Consider the following 20821-nt stretch of genomic DNA (forward strand, 5'->3'; position numbering starts at 1 on the left):
GTCAAGCAGGTCGGGCGCGGTGCGGGTGAGGCGGTCGAAGAGGTCGGGGGAGGTACTGGTGAGGCGGTCAAGCAGGTCGGGCGCGGTGCGGGTGAGGCGGTCGAAGAGGTCGGGGGAGGTACTGGTGAGGCGGTCAAGCAGGTCGGGCGCGGTGCGGGTGAAGCGGTCGAAGACGTCGGCGAGACCGTCGAAGAGGTGGGCGAAACCACCAGAGGCGCCGTCGAACAGGTCGGACGAACTGTGGACCAAGCGGTCGAAGATGTCGGGGAAGCCGTCGGTGACGAAGACACGAGCCGTCCCACCAAGGGCGGTCAACGCCCACGGGAGCGAGCAGGGGGAAAAGCCAGACGTGGCGCCCAGGCCGGCACACCCACCGAACGCTGGGCGTCAGGCGGGCCACGGCGGGAGCCTCCCAAGCGGCCCAGACCGACTGGACGGGATGTGAACCAGTGACCGTCGATGGAGCAGCGGAGGTGACGTTCACCAGCATGGTGTACGCGCGGGAGATGCGCTTTCACGAAGTGCCGGACACCCAGGTCGAATTCACAGGCCATCCCGGCGAGGAGTCGGTGTCTGGCAGCGAGCGCACCCACCTCCCAGACCCCGTTCTCGCGGGCGTCACATACCGCGAGGTTCACGTCGACTACCGGATCGTGTCCAGGCTGCGGACGGAGCCTGGTTGCGGCAGCGACGGCTCATCCTGAACGCTCCTGCCTTGTCGCGATGCGTGCGGTGACGGTGCGCAGCGGCCACGGTTTATCAGGGGCGATATCCGTTGCAGAACATGGGAAAGTCGACTGGGTACGCGCGGCCGAGACGGCTGGGGGCACGTAGCGATAGCCGAAGCGGCCGGCCAGTTTCCGCAATGACCGCTCGTCGGCAGGCGAGCTCGAAGGGACCTGTGGAGTTCCCCCGGGAGTGTGGACACGGGGTTTCATGCTGCGAGATCTCGCACTGTAGTTGATTCGAGGTTGCGTTCGTAGTCGGTGGGACTGTGGTGGTCCAGTGCCGAGTGCCGGCGTCGGTGGTTGTAGAAGGCGATCCAGCGAAAGACCTGCTGTCTAGCCTCGGCTTCATTAGCCCACGCGGCTCGTCCATTGTGGAGTAATTCGCGTTTGAGCGTCGCGAAAAATGCTTCCGCTAGGGCGTTATCATAACTGGAGCCGACCCGGCCCATCGACCGTCGAACGCCATAACGGTCGCAGACGGCGGCGAAGGCGGCCGAGGTGTACTGCCCGTCATCCCGCCGAAGGTGGGAACGAGATGATCAGCGGCGCTCGTGCGGCCGCAGCGCCGGTTCGTCGGGCTGAACGGCGTTCACCGGCGTCGCGGACCGCTCGTCCGCGAAGGAGCCTGTGGAAGCTTCCAGATCGGCGCGGGTCGAGGCCAGCAGGGAGCGCCCCCTGGTCTCCGGGCCGAACCACACCGCGGGTAGTCCGATGACCAAACATGCCAGCACGGCGAACAGCGACACCGCCCAGGAGCGGCCGCCGGCCCACTCCACGAGTGTCAGGGCGATGATCGGCGTGAGCCCGCCGGCGATGGCTCCGCCGATCTCTCGGCTGAAAGTGAGCCCTGTCATCCGCACCCGGGCAGAGAACAGCTCCGCGAAGTAGGCGCCCTGCGGGCCGAACATCGCGGCGACGCCAAGGCCGAGCCCGATGACGAGCGCGACCGTTAGGCCGAATCGACTGCGCGTCGTGTCGATGATCCAGAAGAACGGGAAGGCGTACAGCGCGCAGAAGACCGTGCCGAACAGCAGCACCGGGCGGCGGCCGAACCGGTCCGAAAGAGCCCCGAACAGCGGCATCGCCACCAGCGCTGCCAGCGCGGCGACCGTCACCGCAAACGGCCCGGCCGAGCCGTCCATGTGGAGGGTGTCGCTGACGTAGGACGTGATGAAAGTCAGGAAGAGGTACGCCATCACCGTCTGGGCGCTCTGCGTGCCGATCAGGACGAGCGCGCCGCGGCGCTCCTGAGTGAGCACCTCCCGCACCGGCGCCTTGGCCACCTCGTCCTTGCGGTCCACCTCGCGGAAGGCCGGCGACTCCTGCAGGCGCAGCCGGATGAACAGTGCCAGGACGATGACCAGGACGCTCGCGGCGAACGGAAGTCGCCAGCCCCAGGCCAGGAACTCATTCGGCGGAAGGCTCGCGACCGCACCCATGGCTGCGGACGCCAGCAGCAGCCCCAGGTACACGCCCGACGCCGGCCATGCCCCATGCAGGCCGCGACGGCGTGGCCGGGCGAATTCCACGGACAGGACCGCGGAACCGCCGAACTCGGCCCCGGCGCCGAGCCCCTGGACGATGCGCAGCACCACCAGCATGACCGGTGACCAGATGCCGACTTGTTCGTAGGTGGGCAGGAAGGCCATCAGTACGGTCGTACCGCCCATCACCAGCAAGGTGACGACCAGCACGTGGCGCCGGCCGAGCCGGTCCCCGAGGCTGCCGAAGAGCGCGCCGCCCAGCGGCCGGACGAAGTAGCCGAGGGCCAGGGTCGAGAACGCGGCGAGCGTGCCGACGAATGCGTCGTGGGCAGGGAAGACGATCTTGTTGAAGACGAGTGCCGAGGCGACCGCGTACAGGTAGAAGTCGTACCACTCCAGCGCCGAACCGATGAGTGCAGCGGGTATGACGCGCTTCATCGACGTCTCCGGGACGGCGCTGGGCGCGTGTTGAGATGTTGCCATTTCCTGCTCCTTCGCGGCGAAATGGAGAGCGGAGTGGGAACGGTCTCCCGGTCGATACCGGTAACGGGAGGTGACGGGACTGAGCGGGCCGTCCGCTACGCGACCCGCAGATTCGCGATGGCGTCCTCGTCCCACTCGATGCCGAGGCCGGGAGCCTTTGGCGGTATGACGCAGCCGTCCTCGATGTGCAGCGCGCTGCGGGTGATCGAGCCGAGCTGCGGGATGTGCTCGACGTACATGCCGGCCGGGACGGCGCAGGCCAGGCTGGCGTGCAGTTCCATCAGGAAGTGGGGCGCGACCTTGACGTTGAACGCCTCCGCGGCGTGCGCGACCTTCAGCCACGGCGTGATACCGCCGACCCGCGCCACGTCGACCTGGACGATGCCCGCGGCACCAGCAGCCAGGTACTCGGCGAAGTGCCCCACGCTGTAGATCGACTCACCGACCGCGACGGGCACGGTGGTGGAACGGGCCAACCGCAGGTGTCCGGCCACGTCCTCCGCGGGCAGCGGTTCCTCGAACCAGGCGATGTCGAGCGACTCGTAGGTGCGGGCGCGTCGGATGGCCTCGGCGCCGGTCATCGACTGGTTGGCGTCGACCATGATCTCCCAGTCGGGGCCGACCGCCTCCCGGACCGCTGCCAGCCGCTCGACATCCTCCCCGGCGGTCGGCTTGCCCACCTTGAACTTGGCACCGCGCAGTCCGGAGGCGCGCGACTTCACGGCGTTGGCCACGAGTTCCTCGGTGGGCAGGTGGAGCCAGCCGCCCTCGGTGTCGTACACCGGCAGCCGGTCGTGCGCACCCCCGGCCAGGCGCCACAGGGGTTCCTCGGCGCGCAGGCACCTGAGATCCCACAGCGCGGTGTCGACCGCGGCCAGGGCGAGGGAGGTGAGGGCGCCGAAGGCGGTGGCGCGCGTCGAGGCGAGCGACCTGGCCCAGATCGCTTCGATGTCGCGGGCGTCGGAACCGATCAGGGTAGGCGCGAGGTGGTCGCGCAACAGCGCCAGGACGGACGAACCGCCGGTGCCGATGGTGTACGAGTAGCCGGTGCCGCGCAGCCCGTCGTCGGTCTCCACCGTGACGAGGATTGTCTCCTGGCGTACGAAGGTCTGCGTGGCGTCGGTGCGCAGCACCTCGGGCTCGATGTTGACGAGCCGGGTGTCGACCTTGGTGATGGTGGTCATCGAGCGGGCCTTTCGGAGGGTTGCGGCGTTCGGTACGGAGGGCGTGCGGGCCGGGTCAGGTGGCCAGCAGGACGACGTGGCGGGTGCGGGGACTGTGGACGCTTTCGATGTCACTGGTGGCGGGGTAAATGCGCCTCCACCCCCAGCCGCTCCAGCAGCTGGACTGCCGCGATCCCTGTGCCGGGATACAGCGTGTCGTTCACGCACGTCACGAGCAGTGCGACCCGCATGCGTCACTCCTTGCCCTTGCTCTCGCGGTATCTCCGACCGCTTTCGCCGTCCTGTACTGCTGATCGGCGGGGTCCGGTATTGGGGTTGGTGTCCTGGTCAGGTGCCTGGCACCGAGGCGGGTTCGGCCTGTTGCCGCCAGGTGGTTTCGATGTCCTCCAAGGACCTGCCCGCCGTCTCCGGTACGCGGGTCAGCACGAAGGCCAGTCCGAGCGCGGACAGCAGCGCGTAGATGGCGAAGACCCAGAAGCCGATGGCGCCCAGCAGATCGGGGAAGGTCAGCGAGAAGAGGAAGTTGAACAGGTACTGGGTGAAGGTGACCACGCCCATGCCGAGGGCGCGGGCGCGCAGCGGCAGGATTTCCGGTACGTAGAGCCAGAACACCGGGCCGAGGCCGAAACCGAAGGCGAAGGTGAAGACGAAGACGCAGATGACGTCGAGCACCGACTGGTGGGGAAAGAGTGCCAGCAGGACCAGCGGCGGTACCTGGCCGCCCAGGCTCAGCGCGAGCAGCTTCACCCGGCCCAGCCGGTCGATCAGCGGAAGGGACAGCGCGGTGGACAGCACCAGGGCGCCGCCGACGCTGTAGTTGGCGATGATCCCGGTGTCGGGGGAATGGCCGGTGGCGTCGGCGAAGACCGTTGGTGCGTAGTAGACCACGGCGTTGATGCCGGTGAAGACCTGGAAGAAGGTGAGGGTCAGGCCGATGGCCATGGCGGGGCGGTAGCGGCGCAGCAACTCGCGAAGCCCGGCCTCCTGCCGGCTCAGGCTCCGCCGGATCTCGGCGGCCTCGGCGTCGGCCTCGGACGTCGAGATGCGCAACCGCCGCAGCACCTGGAGTGCCTCGGCGTCCCGGCCTCGCAGGGTCAGCCAACGCGGGCTCGCCGGGCTGAGCAGCATGCCGACCAGGAAGAGGGCCGCTGGCAGTGCGCCCAGTCCGAGCATCCACTGCCACGAGCCGGAGCCGCGCAGGGCGTCACCGGTGCCGTAGGCGACGAGAATGCCGATGTTGACGCTGAGCTGGTACAGAGCGCTGATCATGCCGCGGGTGCGCTTCGGGGCCAGCTCGGTCAGGTAGATCAAGCCGAACATGTTGGCCAGTCCCACGGCCAGGCCGAGGGCGAAGCGCGAGACGAGCAGGGTGGCGACGCTGACCGAGAAGGCGCAGCCCAGTGAGCCGACGATGAAGATGACGCCGGCGACGAGCAGCAGGTGCCGCCGGTCGTACCGCTTGGCGGCCAGCGAACCGACCACGATCGACGGGAGCGCGCCCAGCAGGATCAGGCTCGTGACCAGTCCCTGCTGAGTCGGCGAGAGCCCGAATTGGTCGGTGGCGAAGGGCAGTGCTGTCGCGATCGCGCCGGAGTCGTACCCGTACAGCAGGCCGGCCATGCCGCCAAGCACGGCGACTGCCTTGACGAAACGCGGCATGGGTGCCGCGGTGTCGGCCTGCTGCGGACCTGGGCCCTCCCGACCGGGGTCCGGCGAGAGCCGCCCTACATCGACGGACCGCGCGGAGTCGACCATGTATCCTCCCGAGACCCAGATTTTCCTATAGGAAATATGCTCGGAGGAGATTACGCATGGAGGCTACTGTGTCGTCAAGGGCTGCGGTACACCAAGTTTCTCAATCTTGCGGCAGCCGGACCGCGACAGGGGTTCGCAGAGCTTCATGTTTCCTATAGGATTTTTGGAGTGATGTCGCGAATTAAAGGGGAGTGCCCATGCAACTCATGCGACTAGGGGAAGTGGGCCGGGAACGCCCGGCCGTTCGCGATGACACGGGGGCGATCCGCGATCTGACGCCCGTCACCCGCGACATCGACGGCGCCTTCCTCGCAGACGGCGGGATCAGCCGGGTCCGGCGCGCGCTGGAGGCGGGCACCCTCCCACTGCTCCCCGATGCTGACCGGCTACGGGTTGGAGCTCCGGTCGCCCGCCCGACGGCCGTCGTGTGCATCGGACAGAACTACGCGGCCCATGCCGCGGAGTCCGGCAGCGAGCCCCCGACCGCCCCGGTCCTCTTCTTCAAACACCCCAACACGATCGTCGGCCCTTACGACGATGTACTGCTGCCCCCGGGCGCGGAGAAGGTGGACTGGGAAGTCGAGCTCGCCGTCGTCATCGGGCGGCCTGCTCGATACCTGTCGTCGGCAGCCGAGGCCGCGGCTTGTATCGCCGGCTACGCCATCTCGCACGACGTCTCCGAACGCACCTACCAACTGGCCGAGTCCGGCGGGCAGTGGTCCAAGGGCAAGTCCTGCGAGACGTTCAACCCACTCGGGCCCTGGCTCGTACCCGCCAACGAACTACCCTTCGGCCCGCAGTCCCTGACGTTGCGCAGCCGGGTCAACGGTGAGCCACGCCAAGACTCCTCGACCGCCGACATGATCTTCGGCGTCCACGAACTCGTCTGGCACCTCAGCCACTACCTGACCCTGGACCCCGGTGACGTCATCAACACCGGCACGCCCCAAGGCGTCGCGCTCTCCGGGCGGTTTCCCTATCTGAAGGCCGGCGACATCGTCGAGCTGGAGATCGACCGGCTCGGCCACCAGCGTCAGACACTGCGGGACGCGCGCGTCGGCTGAAACCGGCCGAGCCCGCGGTCACCGAAGGGAGCCCGGCATGCAACGCATCGCCCAGGTCATCAAAGTACGACCCGAGAAGCTCGCCGAATACCGGGAACTGCACCGCAACGTCCCACGGCCGGTGCTCGACCGGTTGCGGCGCAGCAACATCGCCAACTACTCGATCCATCTGCTCGGCGACCGGCTCTTCAGCTACTTCGAGTACCACGGCGATGACCTGCCGGCGGATCTCGCCGCGGTCGCCGCGGACGAGGCCACGCAGGAGTGGTGGAAACTCACCGACCCCTGCCAGGAGCCGGTCGAGGAAGCCGCGCCGGGGGAGTGGTGGACCGGCATGGAACAGCTCTTCCTCATGGAATAGGCAACCCCGCCTTGGCCGACACAGGCGCACCCACCGGTTTCACGGCACGCACAACGCGCCGACGCTACCCATGACGAACGGACGAAGGACAGCGAGCATTCATGGCAGAGCAGACGGAACAAATCGCACCCGACGCCGAGTTCGGTGGGCTCGTGGCCGCGGTGACCGGCGGTGCCTCCGGCATCGGATTGGCCATCGCGACCGAACTCGCCCGCCGCGGCGCCGAGGTTTGCGTCCTCGACCTCACGACCGACAACCTGCCCGACGGGCAGCACGGACAGGTCTGCGACGTCAGCGACACGGCCTCCGTGCAGGCGGCGCTGGCCGCTGTCGGCGAGCGCTTCCAACGCCTCGACATCCTGGTCAACAACGCGGGCATCGGCGCTCAAGGCACGGTCGAGGACATTGACGAGTCGCAGTGGCGGCATGTCCTCGACGTCAACGTGATCGGCATCGCCCGGGTCAGCGCCGCCGCCCTCCCGTGGCTGCGGCGCGGTGCGGCAGCTCGGCCTGGCAGCACCGCCATCGTCAACACCTGTTCCATCGCGGCCACCGCCGGTCTGCCGCAGCGCGCCCTCTACAGCGCCAGCAAGGGCGCCGTGCTCGCACTCACCCGAGCCATGGCCGCCGACCACGTACGCGAGGGCGTGCGCGTCAACTGCGTCAACCCGGGCACCGTGGACACCCCCTGGGTCGGCCGTCTCCTCGACGCCGCCGCCGACCCGGCCGCCGAACGGGCCGCCCTCCAAGCCCGCCAGCCCACCGGCCGACTCGTCTCCGCGCAGGAGGTCGCCGCCGCCGTCTGCTACCTCGCGAGCCCCTTCGCCGGGGCGACCACCGGCACCGCCCTCGCCATCGACGGCGGCATGCAGGGCCTGCGGCTGCGCCCGGCTGCGCCGGTGAACGCACCATGAGCGCGGACGGCGGGCTCCCCACGCGGTTCCTTGGCCGCGCCCGGCTTCCCGTCACCAGCCTGGGCTTCGGTGCGGCGTCGCTCGGCGGCCTCTACGCACCACTCGGTGACGATGAAGCGCACGCCACGCTTGAGGCCGCTTGGGAAGCGGGCATCCGCTACTTCGACACTGCTCCGCACTACGGCGTCGGCCTGTCCGAGGAGCGGCTCGGCCGCTTCCTCGCCGACAAACCGCGTGGCTCGTACGTGGTGTCGACCAAAGTCGGCCGCCTGCTCGTCCCGCACGACGGGCCGGCAGCGGACGTCCAGGGCATCGCCGGGTTCTACGGCACTCCCAACCGCGTGCGGGTGACCGACCACAGCGGCGAAGGCGCGCTGCGCTCCCTCGACGAGAGCCTGCGGCGGCTCGGTCTCGATCACGTCGACATCGTCTTCCTGCACGACCCCGAAGACCACGCCGAACAGGCCCTGGGCGAGGCGTATCCGGTGCTGGAACGACTGCGTGCGGAAGGCGTGATCGGTTCTGTCGGCGTCGGCACCAACCACACCGCCGTTCCGGCCCGCTTCGTCCGGGAGACCGACGTCGACTGCTTGCTGATCGCCGGTCGATACACCTTGCTGGATGCCGGGGCTGCCCGCGAGCTGTTTCCGCTCTGCCAGCAGCGGGGCGTCGACATCGTCGGCGCCGGGGTGTTCAACAGCGGCCTGCTGGCCGCCCCCGGGCCCGGCGCCCCTTTCGACTACTCCGCCGCCCCCGAACACCTGCTGCGCAGAGCACAGCGGATCGCGGCGGTCTGCACCCGTCACGACGTCACCCCGGCCGCTGCGGCACTGGCGTTCCCCGGCCGTCATCCGGTGGTGCGCACGGTACTGGCCGGTATGCGCACCCCGGACGAGGTGCGGCAGAACATCGCGGCGGTCAGAGCACCCGTTCCCGAGGAATTGTGGGCCGACCTGGCGGCGGAGGGGCTGTTACCCGAGGGCTCCGCCGTGCCGGAGGTGACCTCGTGACGGGGCGGCCAGCGGGCGGGCGCGACGACGGCGGTCGCCCGGACACCACATGCGCCGACAGCCGGGTCGACGCGCACCACCATGTGTGGGATCTGTCGGTGCGAGACCAGCCGTGGATCACCGGAGAAGCCCTGCGGCCGCTTCGCCGCGACTTCCTCCTCGCGGAGCTGGAGCCGCAGGCCCGCGCCGCCGGGGTACACCACACCGTTGTGGTGCAGACCGTGCCGGACGAGCGGGAGACCGCCGAACTTCTGCGCCTGGCGGCCGGCCCCGGGCCGGTCGCGGCGGTCGTCGGCTGGGCCGATCTCACCGACCCCGCCATCGCGGACCGTCTGGCCGCACTGCGGGAGCTGCCCGGTGGGCGGCGTCTGGCGGGCATCCGACACCAGGCACAGGACGAGCCCGACCCGCGCTGGCTGTGCCGCCCTGACGTACGCCGGGGTTTGCGCGCGGTTGCCGAGGCCGGACTCGTCTACGAACTGCTCGTCACCCCGACGCAGTTGCCGGCCGCCGTGCAGACCGCGGCCGCGCTGCCCGGCTGCCGGTTCGTGCTAGACCACCTTGGCAAACCGCCGGTGGCCTCCGGTGCGTTGCGGCCCTGGGCCGACGACCTCGCCCGGCTCGCCGCGCTGCCGCACGTCGAGTGCAAGCTCTCCGGCCTGGTGACCGAAGCCGACTGGCAGCACTGGACCGTCGAGGGAATGCGGCCGTACGCCGAGCACGCCTTTCGACTTTTCGGGCCCGACCGCATCCTCTTCGGTTCCGACTGGCCGGTGTGCACTCTGGCGGCAGAGTACGCAGCCGTCGTTGGTGTCGCGGAACAGCTCAGCGCCACGCTCTCGCAAACGGAGCGGGCTGCCGTCTTCGCGGGCAACGCACGCCGCGTCTACGGCCTGGAACGCCAGGTGCTATCCCGTCAGAGTCTCGCCGATCAATAAACTGTCCGCGTCCGTACGCCGCACATTCCACCAGCCGAGGAGGTCGGATGTTGTCGGAAGACCTCCCCGGTCCCCGGCACCGGGTAGAACCAGCGGACCGCTCGGCTCGCCAGACGTCGCCGCAGCGGCAGGCCCTCGCCGACCGCGTCTACGAATCCATCAAGGCCATGGTCATGGACCACGAGATCGCACCCGGAGCCAGGGTCGGAATCGAGGCCCTCTCCCGTGACCTCCAGGTGTCACCCACCCCGGTACGTGAGGCCCTCGCCCGGCTGGAATCCGACGGCCTGGTCGTGAAGCGTTCACAGGCCGGGTACCGAGCCACCGAGCTGCTCACCCCGCAGGACCTGGAAGAGCTCTTCGAGATGCGGCTGCTGCTGGAGCCGAAGGCGGCGGCCCTCGCCGCCAGCAACGCCAGCGAGGACCAGCTCGACCAGCTCGAACAGATCGTCGAGGACATGCGGTTCCGGCCAGGCTCCGGCAGCCGGTACGCCGAGTACCGCGAGTTCGCGGTACTCGATCAGCGCTTCCACAACACTCTCGCGGAGGCCGCAGGACGCCCCCTGCTCGCGGACGCTGTGGAACGACTCCACTCCCACCTCCACATTTTCCGGCTCAGCAGCATCCCGGGCGCGGGCGAACAGACCCTGGCAGAGCACGAGCGAATCGTCCGAGCCGTACTGCGCCGCATCCCCGACCGCACCGCCGAGGCGATGACAGAACATCTGGAACGCAGCCTCGAACGGCAACGCAGCCGCCAGGAGCCGCCAAGTTCTGGATGAGCGTGCTCGTCAGCCTGAGCTCGACTGCGCGTTCGTGCCGAGCAGGCGGGCATTTCGGTCGTCTCGATGATCGAAACGCTGCCCGCCGACCAGGACTACCTGCAATGGATGGGATCCCAGGTCGCCTGCTCCGCGCCACAGCGGGCCCGGGGTGATCTTCCTGCCCCTGGCGGTCAGATCTACGTCTCAGCTCGGGTGATGACGTGCATGCCGAGTCATCGAGCTCGTCGGCATACTCGCGGTAGTGCAACCAGCAGCCGTGTGCCGCTCGAAAATATGATTCGGCCTTGTGAACCGGGGCAATGCCGTGCGGTCAGGCAGCGTCGTGGTGGTACTCGTTGATTAGGCCGTCGAGGATGGGTTGTCGCCGGATCTGGTGGGCCTGGAGGTCGGTGACGGTGGCCGGGCTGGTGGTGGTTCGGTGTTGTCCGGGGGTAGTTGGTGCCGGGACTGGTGGGGGCGGTGCTGGTTGTAGTGCCGGATGTACTCGGTGAGCACGTTCGAAGCGTGGGCCTCGTTGTAGATCAGGATCCGGTCGAGGAGCTCGCGGCGTAGGGTGCCCACGACTCGCTCGCGGATCGCGTTCGCTTTCGGTGCCTGCGGTGGGCTGAGCACGATCTTCACGTCGTCGGCTGCGAAGACGGCGTCGAAGGCGTGGGTGTACTTCGCATCCCGGTCCCGGAGCAGGAAGCGCAGCGAGTCCATGTGGCATCCAAGCGTCATGGCGAGGTTCCTGGCCTGCTGGACGGTCCACCGGGCGGTGGGATGGGCGGTGACGCCGGCGAGGTGCAGTCGGCGAGTGCCGTGCTCGATGAAGACCAGGGCGTACACGCGCTTGAGCGCCACGGTGTCGAGGTGCAGGAAGTCGGCGGCAATGATGCCGTGGGCCTGGGCGGTGAGGAACTGAAGCCAGGTGGGCCGGAGCGCTGCGGCGAGGGGTCAACTCCCGCGGAATGCAGGATTGCCCAGACCGTGGACGGGGCGATGGGGTAGCCGAGGCGGACGAGTTCGCCTTGTATGCGCCGGTGGCCCCAGGTGCTGTTCTCCTTGGCCAAGCGCAGGGCAAAAGTCAGCCGTGCAGAACAGTAAGACCTCTACGCCGTGAAGAAATCGATGAGGGCGCGGGCGATCTGGCCGGGGGCGTTCTCTGTGGGGATGTGGTCCGCTTCTGGGATACGTATGAGCGTGGATTGCGGGATCTCCAAGGCGAACTTCTCGGCGTACTCCACCTTCTCGAAGGCGTCGTCCTCGCCCCAGATCAGCAACTTAGGCGTCGTGGACCGCCGCAGCGCGGGAACGAGATCAAGGGTGTAGCGGCTTTCCGCCGCGCCCGCCATGGCCAGCCAGGAGCGGCGGACCCGCGGATCGGTCCACGGATCCAGATAGTCAATGATCAGCTGCTCGGTGGCGGCACCAGCCAACGCCGATGTCACGGCCTGCCGGCGGGCGGCGAGAAGTTCATCGGCGGTGGTCGCCGCGGCGACCACCGGGTCCCGGAACCGGGCCACGTGGGGCGCTGGCCAGGAGTCGTAGGCGACCGAGTTGACCAAGGCCAGCCGGGACACCTCCAGCAGATCGTGGGCGAGGAGATGCTGGGCGACGGCGCCGCCGATGTCATGACCTGCCACGGCGATCGGCCCGGAGAGCTTCAGCGCGGACGCGAATCGCGCCACCCAGTCCGCAAGGGCTGGGACCGTGGCCGTTTCCAGGGTGAGCTCGCCTCCCGAGCGCCCCAGTCCGGGGAGATCGACCGCAAGGGGCCGCAGCCCCGCCTCCGCGAGGCGGCCCAGCACCGGAAGCCACACCCGGCTCCAATACGTTCCGTGCAGCAGCAACACGGCCGGGCCGTCCTGCCCTGCGGTCAGGTAGCTGGCCGTTTCGCCGTCGACCTGGACTGCGGTTCTCAGCACGCCCGCTTCAGTGGTTTCACTCATGGGACCACTGTGACCGGGGCCTACCTCCCGGCCGAGAGTCCAAAAAGACATCCATAGGTATATTCCTGCCATTAACCGTCATCGAGTGGTGGCCCTGCTCAACCCGCCCCAGTCACCCTTCGAACTCGCCTGTGCCGCCGAGGTCTTCGGCACCGTCCGGCAGGACGTGCCGGCCCACTACGACTTCCGGATCTGCACCGAGCGTCCCGGTCCCCTGCAGACCACCGCCGGCTACGCGATGCTCGTCGACGCGGGGCTGACGGCCCTGCAGGAGGCAGACACCGTGATCGTCCCCGGCTGGCAGCCGCCCGGCACACCGGCGCCGCCGACCGTCACCGAGGCGCTGCGCGCTGCCCACCAGCGCGGGGCGAGGATCGCCGCCATCTGCACGGGGGCGTTCGTCCTCGCTCAGGCCGGACTGCTCGACGGCCGCCGCGCCACCACCCACTGGCGCCAAACCGCCCAACTCGCCGCCACCTTCCCCGAGGTGCAGGTAGACCCGGACGTGCTCTACGTGGACCACGGCGACGTGGCGACCAGCGCCGGAACCGGCGCGGGCATCGACCTGTGCCTGCACCTCGTACGTTCCGACCACGGCGCGGCATACGCCGTCCAGATCGCCCGGAACATGGTGCTGCCGCCACACCGGGAGGGCAGCCAACTCCAGTACGCTACACAGCCCGCCCCTGCCAGGGCGGACGAGTCATTGGCGCCACTGCTGGAGTGGGCCACCTCCCAGCTCGACACCCTGACCGTCGGCTGGCTCGCCGAACGCGCCGGGCTGTCGAGCCGAACTCTCGCCCGGCGGTTCACCGAACAGCTCGGCACCAGCCCGGGACAGTGGCTGCTCGGCCAGCGCCTCGACGCGACACGGGTACTGCTGGAACAGACCAACCTTCCGGTGGAAGCCATCGCCACCCGGGTCGGACTCGCCTCGGCGGTCAACCTGCGCCGCCACTTCCGGGCGCACCTTGGCACCACACCCGGCGCCTACCGACGGACCTTCGGCGAAACCCGGTAGGCAAGAAGGCCCAGCACACGACATTCCACGACCACATGTGGCAGGCCGCCAGCAATGCGCTCGCCGCCATTCCCGCCGCTGAAGCTCCAAGCATCTACGCGATCTCCCTTTCATCCACGACGAAGACAACGATCCGTGGAAAGATTCGACGGGAATCGTGATGTCCCAGGTCCCCGCGATGGGATGATCAAGATCCGTAGACCAAATCGACTGTGGTCAACGCCGCGACCAGCCAATGGGGACGCCTGGACGTGCTGGTCAACAACGCCGGTGCCACCAAAGTGATGCCGTTGGCCGAAACCACCGCCGACGGCATCGCCAGCCTGTTCGTCCTCAACGTGACCGCGCCCAGCCTGCTCGCCCACGCCGCCTTGCCTCACCTGCGCCAGGCCAAGGGCTCGATCGTCAATGTCTCCAGCACCTACGGCCACCGGCCGGATGAGCGCGGAGAAGACTGCGCGGTCGGCCCAGTCCAGGCGCGGCTTGGGGGTCGTTCTGCGGAGCACGGCGACCTCGTGGCGCAGAACCAGCAATTCCACGTCCTTGGCCGCCGACGAACGGCTGAGCAGCAGCAGCCATTCCAGAAGCCGAACGAAGATCAGGTATAGCAGGCGCGACGACACGGCACACGATCATGCCTCGATTGCCGCCGCCCGTCGATCACCGCAGGTCACGAGCGCGGCCAACTTCTGGAACCCGACAGGGCTTCGAGGAACGTGGTCCATTCGTGGCGCGCCGTCTGTCGACGGTGTCCGGGAGTACCGGCTGCGTCTCCGGAAGCAGCTGCTGCCTCTGACCGGTCACACCCGGGTGGACGGCGAATAATCAATTGGCACGGAGGCGAACGCCTGCCGGATGATCAAGCCCCACGGTGTCGCTGGGGCTGAGTCCGGCAGGCACTGCCAGCACCGGGAAGTTGGCGTCGTTCCAGCAACCGAACTGCATGCGAGGGATGACGAGGGGCTGGCCTTGCCTCGTTGAAGGTGATGGGCCGGCTCCGATGCGCCGTCCAGCAAGCCCGTATCGGTGCGTTGAGGTAGGCCCTGTCCGCGATCGGGCGCCCGGAGAAATCGAGCCGCGTCTGGATCTCCCGTCGTTTGAGCCGACCGAGGGTCGTGACTACGACCCGGTCACCTGCGACACCGACGCGCACGTCCTGCCTGGACGGCGGGTCGTGCTGGCCGGGATCGGCGGGGTCGCGTTGCTCCAGATCGGCGCCGCACCGCAGCGGCGATCCCGCAGGCTTGCCGCCGATCGCGCGCCCGTTCAGCTGTCCCGCTGGCGGTTCCTCCCGGCCTGGCGCGGCGACGTTCCCTTGCAGCGAGCCGATCTCGAGATCCTGTACCGCGTTGGTGGTGGCCCCGTCACCGTAGCCGCACAGCTGCTCGGGCCGTTGGCGGCCGATCACCAGACGGCACGGCTGCTCACCGAGGTCGGCTTGCCGGCCAACACCTTCTGGTTCACCGACATGGAAGAACTCCTCCCCGGGCTCAAGACGGCCGAGGAGCATCTCGGCCCTGGACATGGCGGGCACCTCCGCACACCTATCGTGCTGGGGCGCGTCCGCGACGGCTGGAACGACGTTGTGTGCGTTGAACCCAGCGGTGCGGTGACCGCGGCAAGCCCGGCCTCCTACCGGCCGGTGAACGCGTCCCTCGCGGAGTTCTTGCGCTGCCTCGCCGTTGCCACCTGGGGCCTTGGTTTCGCCACCACCCGCGACGACGAGGAGTACGGGCAATTTCGGCGGACGATCCACGGCATCTTCCGGTCGATCGCCCCCTCCGCCATCGACGGTGACTACGGCGACCGGGTCTGGAACGGCCTGATCGGTGACGAAATGACCTACCGGCTGGAATAGTGCATGTACTGGTCGAAAACTTCGGTTATCGGTTCTGGCCTGGACTTTCATGCGGCGGGCCGGTACTCGTTGAGCAGTCCACCGAGACGCTGCGGGTGTCGGATCCTGTCGATCGGGGCAGGGAAGGGGATCATGTTCGGTTCGTCTTCAGACGCACGCAGAAGCATCTCGTCGCATCGGTGGCTGCGCCCGGCGTTGTGGTGGGCGACGTAGACGTCGAGCACGTGGTACAGGCCGGAACGGCAGCACGTACGTCTTCTACCGCACCGACAAGAGAGTGGCAGGAAGCGGCTTCGCCGCTTGCCTGACGCCAACCTCACCACAGCGCACAACCGGTTCCAAATTTCGCGACCTCTTGGGAGCAAACAACAACTGCGGCTGCGGCAGTTGGCGATATCCCGTCGAAGGTTGTCCGCAATGCTGATGTTGGGAAGCGTCGGATTTGGCCAACGTCGCTTTCGGATCCGCCGGCTTCCCCAAAAATCCTGGTATTAGGGGAGTTTCGTCATCAGCGAGGAACACCGCGCGGTGATCGGGTGACCGGCAGCACACCGAACGAAAAGAGCACTATGTGCGATGTGATTGCCCGCGCTGTGTCCGAGGCTCAGGCATCGGGCGATTCCAACCGCCGCCATTTCCTCAAGGTCCTGGGTGCAACCGCCGCGGGATCACTAGTAGCGGGGTCTGGAACCGCATGCGCGGGTCCTGAACCCACGGGTGTTGGCGACAGCCTGTAGGGCGCCAAAACTCAGTGCATGCCCTTGAGTGGGGGTTTCGTTGATCGGGATCAAGCGGCCCGGGCGTACTCGTTGATCAGGCCGTTGACGACTCTGCGATGCCGGATGGGTCCGTCGAGCGGGATCACGGCGGTCGGATCGTGCTCCGGTGGGTGTTGGTTGAGGCTTTGATGCGGACGATGGGCATTGAAATGGCGCCCTTGCCGAGAATGTCATCCAGCCAGGTCAGGCGGCGTGCTGGTACTCGTGGAGGATGCCGCCGAGGCGGTCGCGTCGGTGTATGTCGAGGCGAGCAAGCTGCCCCGGTTCGGTGATCGTCAAGCGCGGAAGACGCTGCAGCGTACCCCTACACCGCCGCAGACCGCGAGGAGATCGCTGCCCGCTCCCGCAGCGTCTTGGCGGGCTCGCCCGCCACCGTACGCAGCAAGCTGGACGCCGTGCTCGAGGAGGCGGGCGCGGACGAAATCATGGTGACCACGCCCGTTTGCAACCACACCGATTGCCGCCGATCCTACGAACTACTCGGCTCGTTCATGTTCAGTTCCGGCATCAGCGCGTTCGGCGACTGCGTCCGCGAACTCGGCAAGCCCGGGCGCCAGCAGTGTGGGTGAAACTGGTGGTGGCTCGGCAGGCGTCAGCGTGTGTCTTGCTTGCGTCCGGCGTCGAGGCCTGTGATGAGGGTCTGGGCGGTGATTTCGAACTGTGAGTCCCAGTCGCCGAGGAAGTCTGCCAGGTGCGTGGCCAGTGTCGGGTAGAGCTCCTGATCGTGGGCGATGCGCTGGCGCAGGGCGTTCCGGCTGTTGGCCTCTGCTTGCCTGGCCCAGGCGGCTTGGGATGAGGCGGTGGCGATGACGAGGTTCGATATCGAGGCAGCGGCCGCTGAGAGGGTGATTCCTTCGAACCCGGCCCTGTCAAGCGCGGCGTAGACGGTCTCAGAGCGTGCCAGCGCGTGTGGTCCCGCCAGGGGCCGGGTGCTGGCGAGCGGCGCTGCCCACGGGTGGCGCAAGAGCATCGCACGAAGCTGCCGCATATAGGTCAGCACGACCTCTTTCCAGTCCGTTGCGCTGTGGCCGTCGGGAAGTGTGATCTCGGCGAAGACCTCATCGAGTGCGAGGTCGAGAACGTCGCCTTTGGTCGCGACATGCCAGTACAGGCTCGTGGCGTGCACGTCGAGGTCGCCGGCGATCTTGCGCAGGCTCAGCCCGTCGATTCCTTCTCGGTCGAGCCGGTCGACGGCAGCCGCGACGATGCGCTCACGGTTCAGCGCGGGAGCTTTGCGGCGTTGCTGCGGTTCACGGAACCACACCGCACCGGGCACGTCCTCGTTGCGTTTTACGACCATGCCCTCACCTTATCGACACTGAATTTCCCCTACACTGTAGGTTTGAAACCATGAATGTAGGTGAAAGTGTGGTCAGTGGCATCCGGCGTGATCCCCGGCGGTGGGTGATCCTGGGCGCGGTCTGCGTGGCGCTCACGGTGATCGTCGTCGACAACACGATCCTCAACGTCGCAATCCCGACCATCGAGGACGAGCTTGGGGCGAACCCGGCCGAGTTGCAGGCGGTCCTCAACTCCTATGGCGTGGTCTTCGCCGGGCTCCTGGTTGCCGCCGGGCTGATCGCGGACCGTTACGGCCGCCGGTTGGCGGTGATCGTTGGGCTGGGAATCTTGGCCGCGACCTCGGTGGCGGCGGCGTTCGCGCCTACGGCGTTGTGGCTGATCGCGGCCCGCACGCTCATGGGCGTCGGCGCGGCGTTGGTGATGCCAGGCACGCTGGCGATCCTGGTGCACGTGTTCGAGCCTGGCGAGCGGGTCAAGGCGTTCGCGGTCTGGTCGGCGGTTGGCTCGGCCGCGATGGCTGTCGGACCGCTCGTCGGTGGCGTGCTGGTCGAGCAGTGGGGATGGCCGGGGATCTTCGTGATCAATGCCGCCCTGGCGGCAGTGGCGATCGTGCTGATCGCCTGGCTGGTCCCCGAATCCCGCGACCGGCAGCATCGTTGCATCGATCTGGTGGGCGCGGCCGCGGTCACGTTGGCTATGGGCTCGTTCGTCGCCGCGATCATCCTCGCTTCCGATCACGGGCCGCTGTCGCCGGTCGTGCTCGCATGCCTCGCCCTGGCCGTCGCCAGCGCGGTCGTGTTCGGGGTGCGTCAGCGGCGTGCGCAGTCCCCGATGATCGAGATGAGCCTGTACCGGGACCGCCGGTTCGCCGGGGCCAGCGCCGCGGTCGCCGTCTTGGCCATCGGCACCGGCAGCGTGCTGTTCATCCTGACCCAGCACCTCCAGCACGTCCTGGAATACACCCCTCTGCAAGCAGGTCTCGCGATCATCCCCTTGGCCATCGGCGTGGTCGGGGCCTCGCCGATCGGTGGACGGCTCCCCGGCCGCATCGGCTACCGCCGCTCGATCATGACCGGCTTCGCTGCCACCGCAGTCGGCTTCGCCGTCCTTGCCATGCTCACCCCGACCAGCGGCTACGCGGTCATCGCCACGGGACTGTTCCTCGCGGGAGCCGGATCAGGACTCGCCTCGCCAGCGGTCCACACCACTGTCCTCGGAGCCGTGTCACCAGACCGCGCGGGCATGGGCTCGGCCCTCAACGACACGCACCAGCAACTCGGCATCGCTTTGGGCGTGGCCCTCATCGGCAGCATCGTCGCCGCCGGCTACCGGCACTTCGCGCCCCCGACGCTGAACGTCCACGCCGGATCATCCCTGGGCAGCACCCTGAGTGAACTGACCGACCAGCAACAGCACCTCATCAGCGCCGCGCACCTCGCGTTCACCCAGGCGCAGAGCATCGCCATGCTCATCTGCGCCGCCTTCGCCATCGCCGGTGCCATCATCGCCTGGCGCGTCCTGGCACCAGACCACCAGAAGCCGTGAGACCACCGCGATGACGATTGGCATTCCAATCACGTCGCGAGTGGCGGCGCAGGTTGACCGCCGAGGCGAGTTCGACCCGGGTGGCGATGGCTTCCACCGGAAGGTTGGTCTGTTCCAGCAGTACCCGCGTCGCGTCGAGCCGCTGGCCGAGCAGCCACTGTCCCGGGCTGGTGCCGAGCCGTCTCAAAACCGTGCCGATCGTGGGCGGGTACGTGCGCGATCTGGACGCGATGCACCTCGGGCACTTGGTTCTCTACCGCGACGAGCTTGAGCAGATCATCCAGGCGGTCAGCGAAGTCGGCACACCACGTATCGAAGTACCTGGGTATGTCGCTACCTCAGCCGCCGACCTCTCCGCTCGGCCCTGCCCGAAGCGTTGGACTCTGTGGCAATCACGGCGTCTGGCGACGGAGCGAAGAGAATCCGGGTCACGCTTCGGTCGCGGGAAGCGAAGCTCGTCATGTTCGATCCCGACATGCACATGCGAGGCGTGGCCGGTCGAATCGTAGAAGTCTGCAAAACCTCCAGGCGGCGATTCTCCCCGTCTCTGTTCAAGGATCTTCGGGCAGCGTCGTTTGCCCTGCTGCTCATCGCGATCCTGATGGTCTCAATCTTTCTCAACGAACTCCGCGACGAGCCAACGAACCGACCTCCGCTGCATCCAGCCATGGTCGTGGCAGCGTGGTTCGTGCTCGTGGCGATTGGAGCACTTTTCGTTGGTCTCCTGGTCTGGCTTGTGGTTGGCTCAGCCCGGAGCGGGCCACAGAGTAGTGCGGTGTTGAGGAATGTCTATCGAGCCGAACGGCCTTCCTTTTGGAAGAGGACAGCCGACGACTGGGCAGTCACGGCCGTGAGCAGCACAGTTTTCCTGTTCCTTGGCTACTTCCTAGGCAAGATCGGCTAGCCCGCGTTTGTGATGGCGTGCGCTGGAAACCACCAGGTGTGCCAAACCCCTCCGCAGCACCCGAGCCGCGGCGGAGGCGCAGCCTTACCTCCCTCACCAGCGGCGCTGGGCGCTTTTCGTATGGCACACATTGGCAATAATCGGTCAGCGCGCCCGCCGAGCACCCGCAATGGTCATTCCGCGCTGGCAACCGTCGGCCCTGCCAAGTACCGCTGACCGATGGCGCCAACTACGGTTGACACTGTGCTCTAGACCGCCTGTTCGCAACGCGATTACGGTGCCAAGTACCGCTGACTGTCACAACCACGCGGGCCGGCCGCTGTACCGCTTGGCGCGGCCCGCACCTGAAGTTTCGGGGGATCGGGCAGATCACGCCGACGAATCGAGTTTTGGCGCGGTACAAGGCCCGGCAGGGCAACGCTGGTGCGAGGCGGCGCGCGAGATCGGCGTGCGCGCCGTGCGACTCGACGAGGAGTGGGCGTCCTCGGTGAATCTCGACAACGACGGCGCGCTGCTGGTGCGCCCAGACGGTTTCATCGCCTGGCGAGCGGAGTCGCGGACGCCGCCGTTCTGGACAAGGTGTTCGCGACGGTCACCGGTCGTTAGGCGGCGAGGCCCGCCGGTTCCCGACGGGCCTCGATATCCGCAGCGCGCGGCCGCGGTCAGCGGGCCAGCTTCACCGCCTTGGCGTAGCGGTTGATCGGCGGGAGCCAGCAGAAAACGAGCGTCAGCAGGCAGCAGGGCCAGGCTGCCACGAGCGTCCCGCCGACCGTGT

21 protein-coding genes and 2 pseudogenes are annotated in these 20821 nt (G+C 67.9%); 14 read left to right on the plus strand and 9 right to left on the minus strand.

Translation table 11 applies throughout. The annotated features are described in order from the left end of the window. A partial coding sequence (locus AB0I53_RS40390) for a hypothetical protein (RefSeq protein WP_358614338.1) occupies positions 1 to 315 on the minus strand: 315 nt, incomplete at its 3' end. Between the two features lie 134 nt (positions 316 to 449). On the opposite strand from AB0I53_RS40390, the gene AB0I53_RS40395 reads away from it, so the two are divergent. Next, positions 450 to 704, plus strand: a complete 255-nt coding sequence (locus AB0I53_RS40395) for a hypothetical protein (RefSeq protein WP_358614339.1) — start codon at positions 450 to 452, stop codon at positions 702 to 704. A gap of 230 nt (positions 705 to 934) precedes the next feature. Here the strand turns inward: AB0I53_RS40395 and AB0I53_RS40400 are convergent. The 4 genes and pseudogenes from AB0I53_RS40400 to AB0I53_RS40415 all read right to left on the minus strand — a co-directional run. Further along, a pseudogene (locus tag AB0I53_RS40400) lies at positions 935 to 1192 on the minus strand (integrase core domain-containing protein); the annotation flags it as partial. Between the two features lie 75 nt (positions 1193 to 1267). Next, the gene (locus tag AB0I53_RS40405; protein WP_358614340.1) at positions 1268 to 2695 is read right to left on the minus strand and encodes an MFS transporter; all 1428 of its coding nucleotides are present in this window, start codon (positions 2693 to 2695) and stop codon (positions 1268 to 1270) included. Between the two features lie 95 nt (positions 2696 to 2790). After that, positions 2791 to 3879, minus strand: a complete 1089-nt coding sequence (locus tag AB0I53_RS40410) for a mandelate racemase/muconate lactonizing enzyme family protein (protein WP_358614341.1) — start codon at positions 3877 to 3879, stop codon at positions 2791 to 2793. Between the two features lie 327 nt (positions 3880 to 4206). Continuing rightward, complete coding sequence (locus tag AB0I53_RS40415; RefSeq protein WP_358614342.1) at positions 4207 to 5634, minus strand: sugar porter family MFS transporter; 1428 nt, start codon at positions 5632 to 5634, stop codon at positions 4207 to 4209. 197 nt (positions 5635 to 5831) lie between these two features. Between AB0I53_RS40415 and AB0I53_RS40420 the strand changes: the two genes are divergently transcribed. From AB0I53_RS40420 to AB0I53_RS40445, 6 genes are all read left to right on the plus strand, one after another. After that, the gene (locus tag AB0I53_RS40420) at positions 5832 to 6698 is read left to right on the plus strand and encodes a fumarylacetoacetate hydrolase family protein (protein WP_358614343.1); all 867 of its coding nucleotides are present in this window, start codon (positions 5832 to 5834) and stop codon (positions 6696 to 6698) included. 37 nt (positions 6699 to 6735) lie between these two features. Further along, positions 6736 to 7059 carry an L-rhamnose mutarotase gene (locus AB0I53_RS40425; protein WP_358614344.1) on the plus strand — a complete coding sequence of 108 codons (324 nt, stop codon included), beginning with the start codon at positions 6736 to 6738 and terminating at the stop codon, positions 7057 to 7059. Positions 7060 to 7160: 101 nt separating this feature from the next. Further along, entirely contained in the window at positions 7161 to 7973 is an 813-nt protein-coding gene (locus tag AB0I53_RS40430; protein ID WP_358614345.1) for an SDR family oxidoreductase, read from the plus strand. After that, positions 7970 to 8983 (plus strand): aldo/keto reductase, encoded by a 1014-nt coding sequence (locus AB0I53_RS40435; RefSeq protein ID WP_358614346.1) that lies wholly within the window; start codon positions 7970 to 7972, stop codon positions 8981 to 8983. Before AB0I53_RS40430 ends, AB0I53_RS40435 begins: the two co-directional genes overlap by 4 nt. Then, positions 8980 to 9921, plus strand: coding sequence for an amidohydrolase family protein (locus AB0I53_RS40440; protein WP_358614347.1), 942 nt, complete (start codon positions 8980 to 8982; stop codon positions 9919 to 9921). Before AB0I53_RS40435 ends, AB0I53_RS40440 begins: the two co-directional genes overlap by 4 nt. 47 nt (positions 9922 to 9968) lie before the next feature. Then, positions 9969 to 10703 carry a GntR family transcriptional regulator gene (locus AB0I53_RS40445; protein WP_358614348.1) on the plus strand — a complete coding sequence of 245 codons (735 nt, stop codon included), beginning with the start codon at positions 9969 to 9971 and terminating at the stop codon, positions 10701 to 10703. A 342-nt stretch (positions 10704 to 11045) separates the two neighbouring features. On the opposite strand, the gene AB0I53_RS40450 is transcribed toward AB0I53_RS40445, so the two are convergent. Both AB0I53_RS40450 and AB0I53_RS40455 read right to left on the minus strand, forming a co-directional pair. Continuing rightward, a complete protein-coding gene (locus AB0I53_RS40450) occupies positions 11046 to 11549 on the minus strand; it encodes an integrase core domain-containing protein (RefSeq protein WP_358614349.1) in 504 nt (167 codons plus the stop codon). A 248-nt stretch (positions 11550 to 11797) separates the two neighbouring features. Continuing rightward, positions 11798 to 12637, minus strand: a complete 840-nt coding sequence (locus tag AB0I53_RS40455; RefSeq protein WP_358614350.1) for an alpha/beta hydrolase — start codon at positions 12635 to 12637, stop codon at positions 11798 to 11800. An 85-nt stretch (positions 12638 to 12722) separates the two neighbouring features. On the opposite strand from AB0I53_RS40455, the gene AB0I53_RS40460 reads away from it, so the two are divergent. From AB0I53_RS40460 to AB0I53_RS40475, 4 genes are all read left to right on the plus strand, one after another. Next, a complete protein-coding gene (locus AB0I53_RS40460) occupies positions 12723 to 13658 on the plus strand; it encodes a helix-turn-helix domain-containing protein (protein WP_358614351.1) in 936 nt (311 codons plus the stop codon). A gap of 212 nt (positions 13659 to 13870) precedes the next feature. Next, positions 13871 to 14266, plus strand: a complete 396-nt coding sequence (locus AB0I53_RS40465) for an SDR family NAD(P)-dependent oxidoreductase (RefSeq protein WP_358614352.1) — start codon at positions 13871 to 13873, stop codon at positions 14264 to 14266. 392 nt (positions 14267 to 14658) lie between these two features. Next, positions 14659 to 15516, plus strand: a complete 858-nt coding sequence (locus tag AB0I53_RS40470) for an SUKH-4 family immunity protein (protein WP_358614353.1) — start codon at positions 14659 to 14661, stop codon at positions 15514 to 15516. 1174 nt (positions 15517 to 16690) lie between these two features. Then, the gene (locus AB0I53_RS40475) at positions 16691 to 16864 is read left to right on the plus strand and encodes a hypothetical protein (protein WP_358614354.1); all 174 of its coding nucleotides are present in this window, start codon (positions 16691 to 16693) and stop codon (positions 16862 to 16864) included. A 23-nt stretch (positions 16865 to 16887) separates the two neighbouring features. Here the strand turns inward: AB0I53_RS40475 and AB0I53_RS40480 are convergent, their stop codons facing one another. Then, positions 16888 to 17595: a TetR/AcrR family transcriptional regulator C-terminal domain-containing protein gene (locus AB0I53_RS40480; RefSeq protein WP_358614355.1), complete on the minus strand. Its 708-nt coding sequence runs from the start codon at positions 17593 to 17595 to the stop codon at positions 16888 to 16890. Between the two features lie 68 nt (positions 17596 to 17663). Between AB0I53_RS40480 and AB0I53_RS40485 the strand changes: the two genes are divergently transcribed. Next, positions 17664 to 19142: an MFS transporter gene (locus AB0I53_RS40485; protein ID WP_358614356.1), complete on the plus strand. Its 1479-nt coding sequence runs from the start codon at positions 17664 to 17666 to the stop codon at positions 19140 to 19142. Here AB0I53_RS40485 and AB0I53_RS40490 read toward each other — a convergent pair. Next, a pseudogene (locus AB0I53_RS40490) lies at positions 19099 to 19323 on the minus strand (hypothetical protein); the annotation flags it as partial. The gene AB0I53_RS40485 and the pseudogene AB0I53_RS40490 sit on opposite strands and share 44 nt — an antisense overlap. A 204-nt stretch (positions 19324 to 19527) precedes the next feature. Here AB0I53_RS40490 and AB0I53_RS40495 point away from each other — a divergent pair. Together AB0I53_RS40495 and AB0I53_RS40500 are read left to right on the plus strand one after the other, a co-directional pair. Further along, positions 19528 to 20046, plus strand: a complete 519-nt coding sequence (locus tag AB0I53_RS40495; protein WP_358614357.1) for a hypothetical protein — start codon at positions 19528 to 19530, stop codon at positions 20044 to 20046. A 169-nt stretch (positions 20047 to 20215) separates the two neighbouring features. Beyond that, a complete protein-coding gene (locus AB0I53_RS40500) occupies positions 20216 to 20746 on the plus strand; it encodes a hypothetical protein (protein WP_358614358.1) in 531 nt (176 codons plus the stop codon). The last annotated feature ends 75 nt before the right edge of the window (positions 20747 to 20821 follow it).

The sequence above is a fragment of the Saccharopolyspora sp. NPDC050389 genome, assembly GCF_040655595.1.
Lineage (GTDB): Bacteria > Actinomycetota > Actinomycetes > Mycobacteriales > Pseudonocardiaceae > Saccharopolyspora.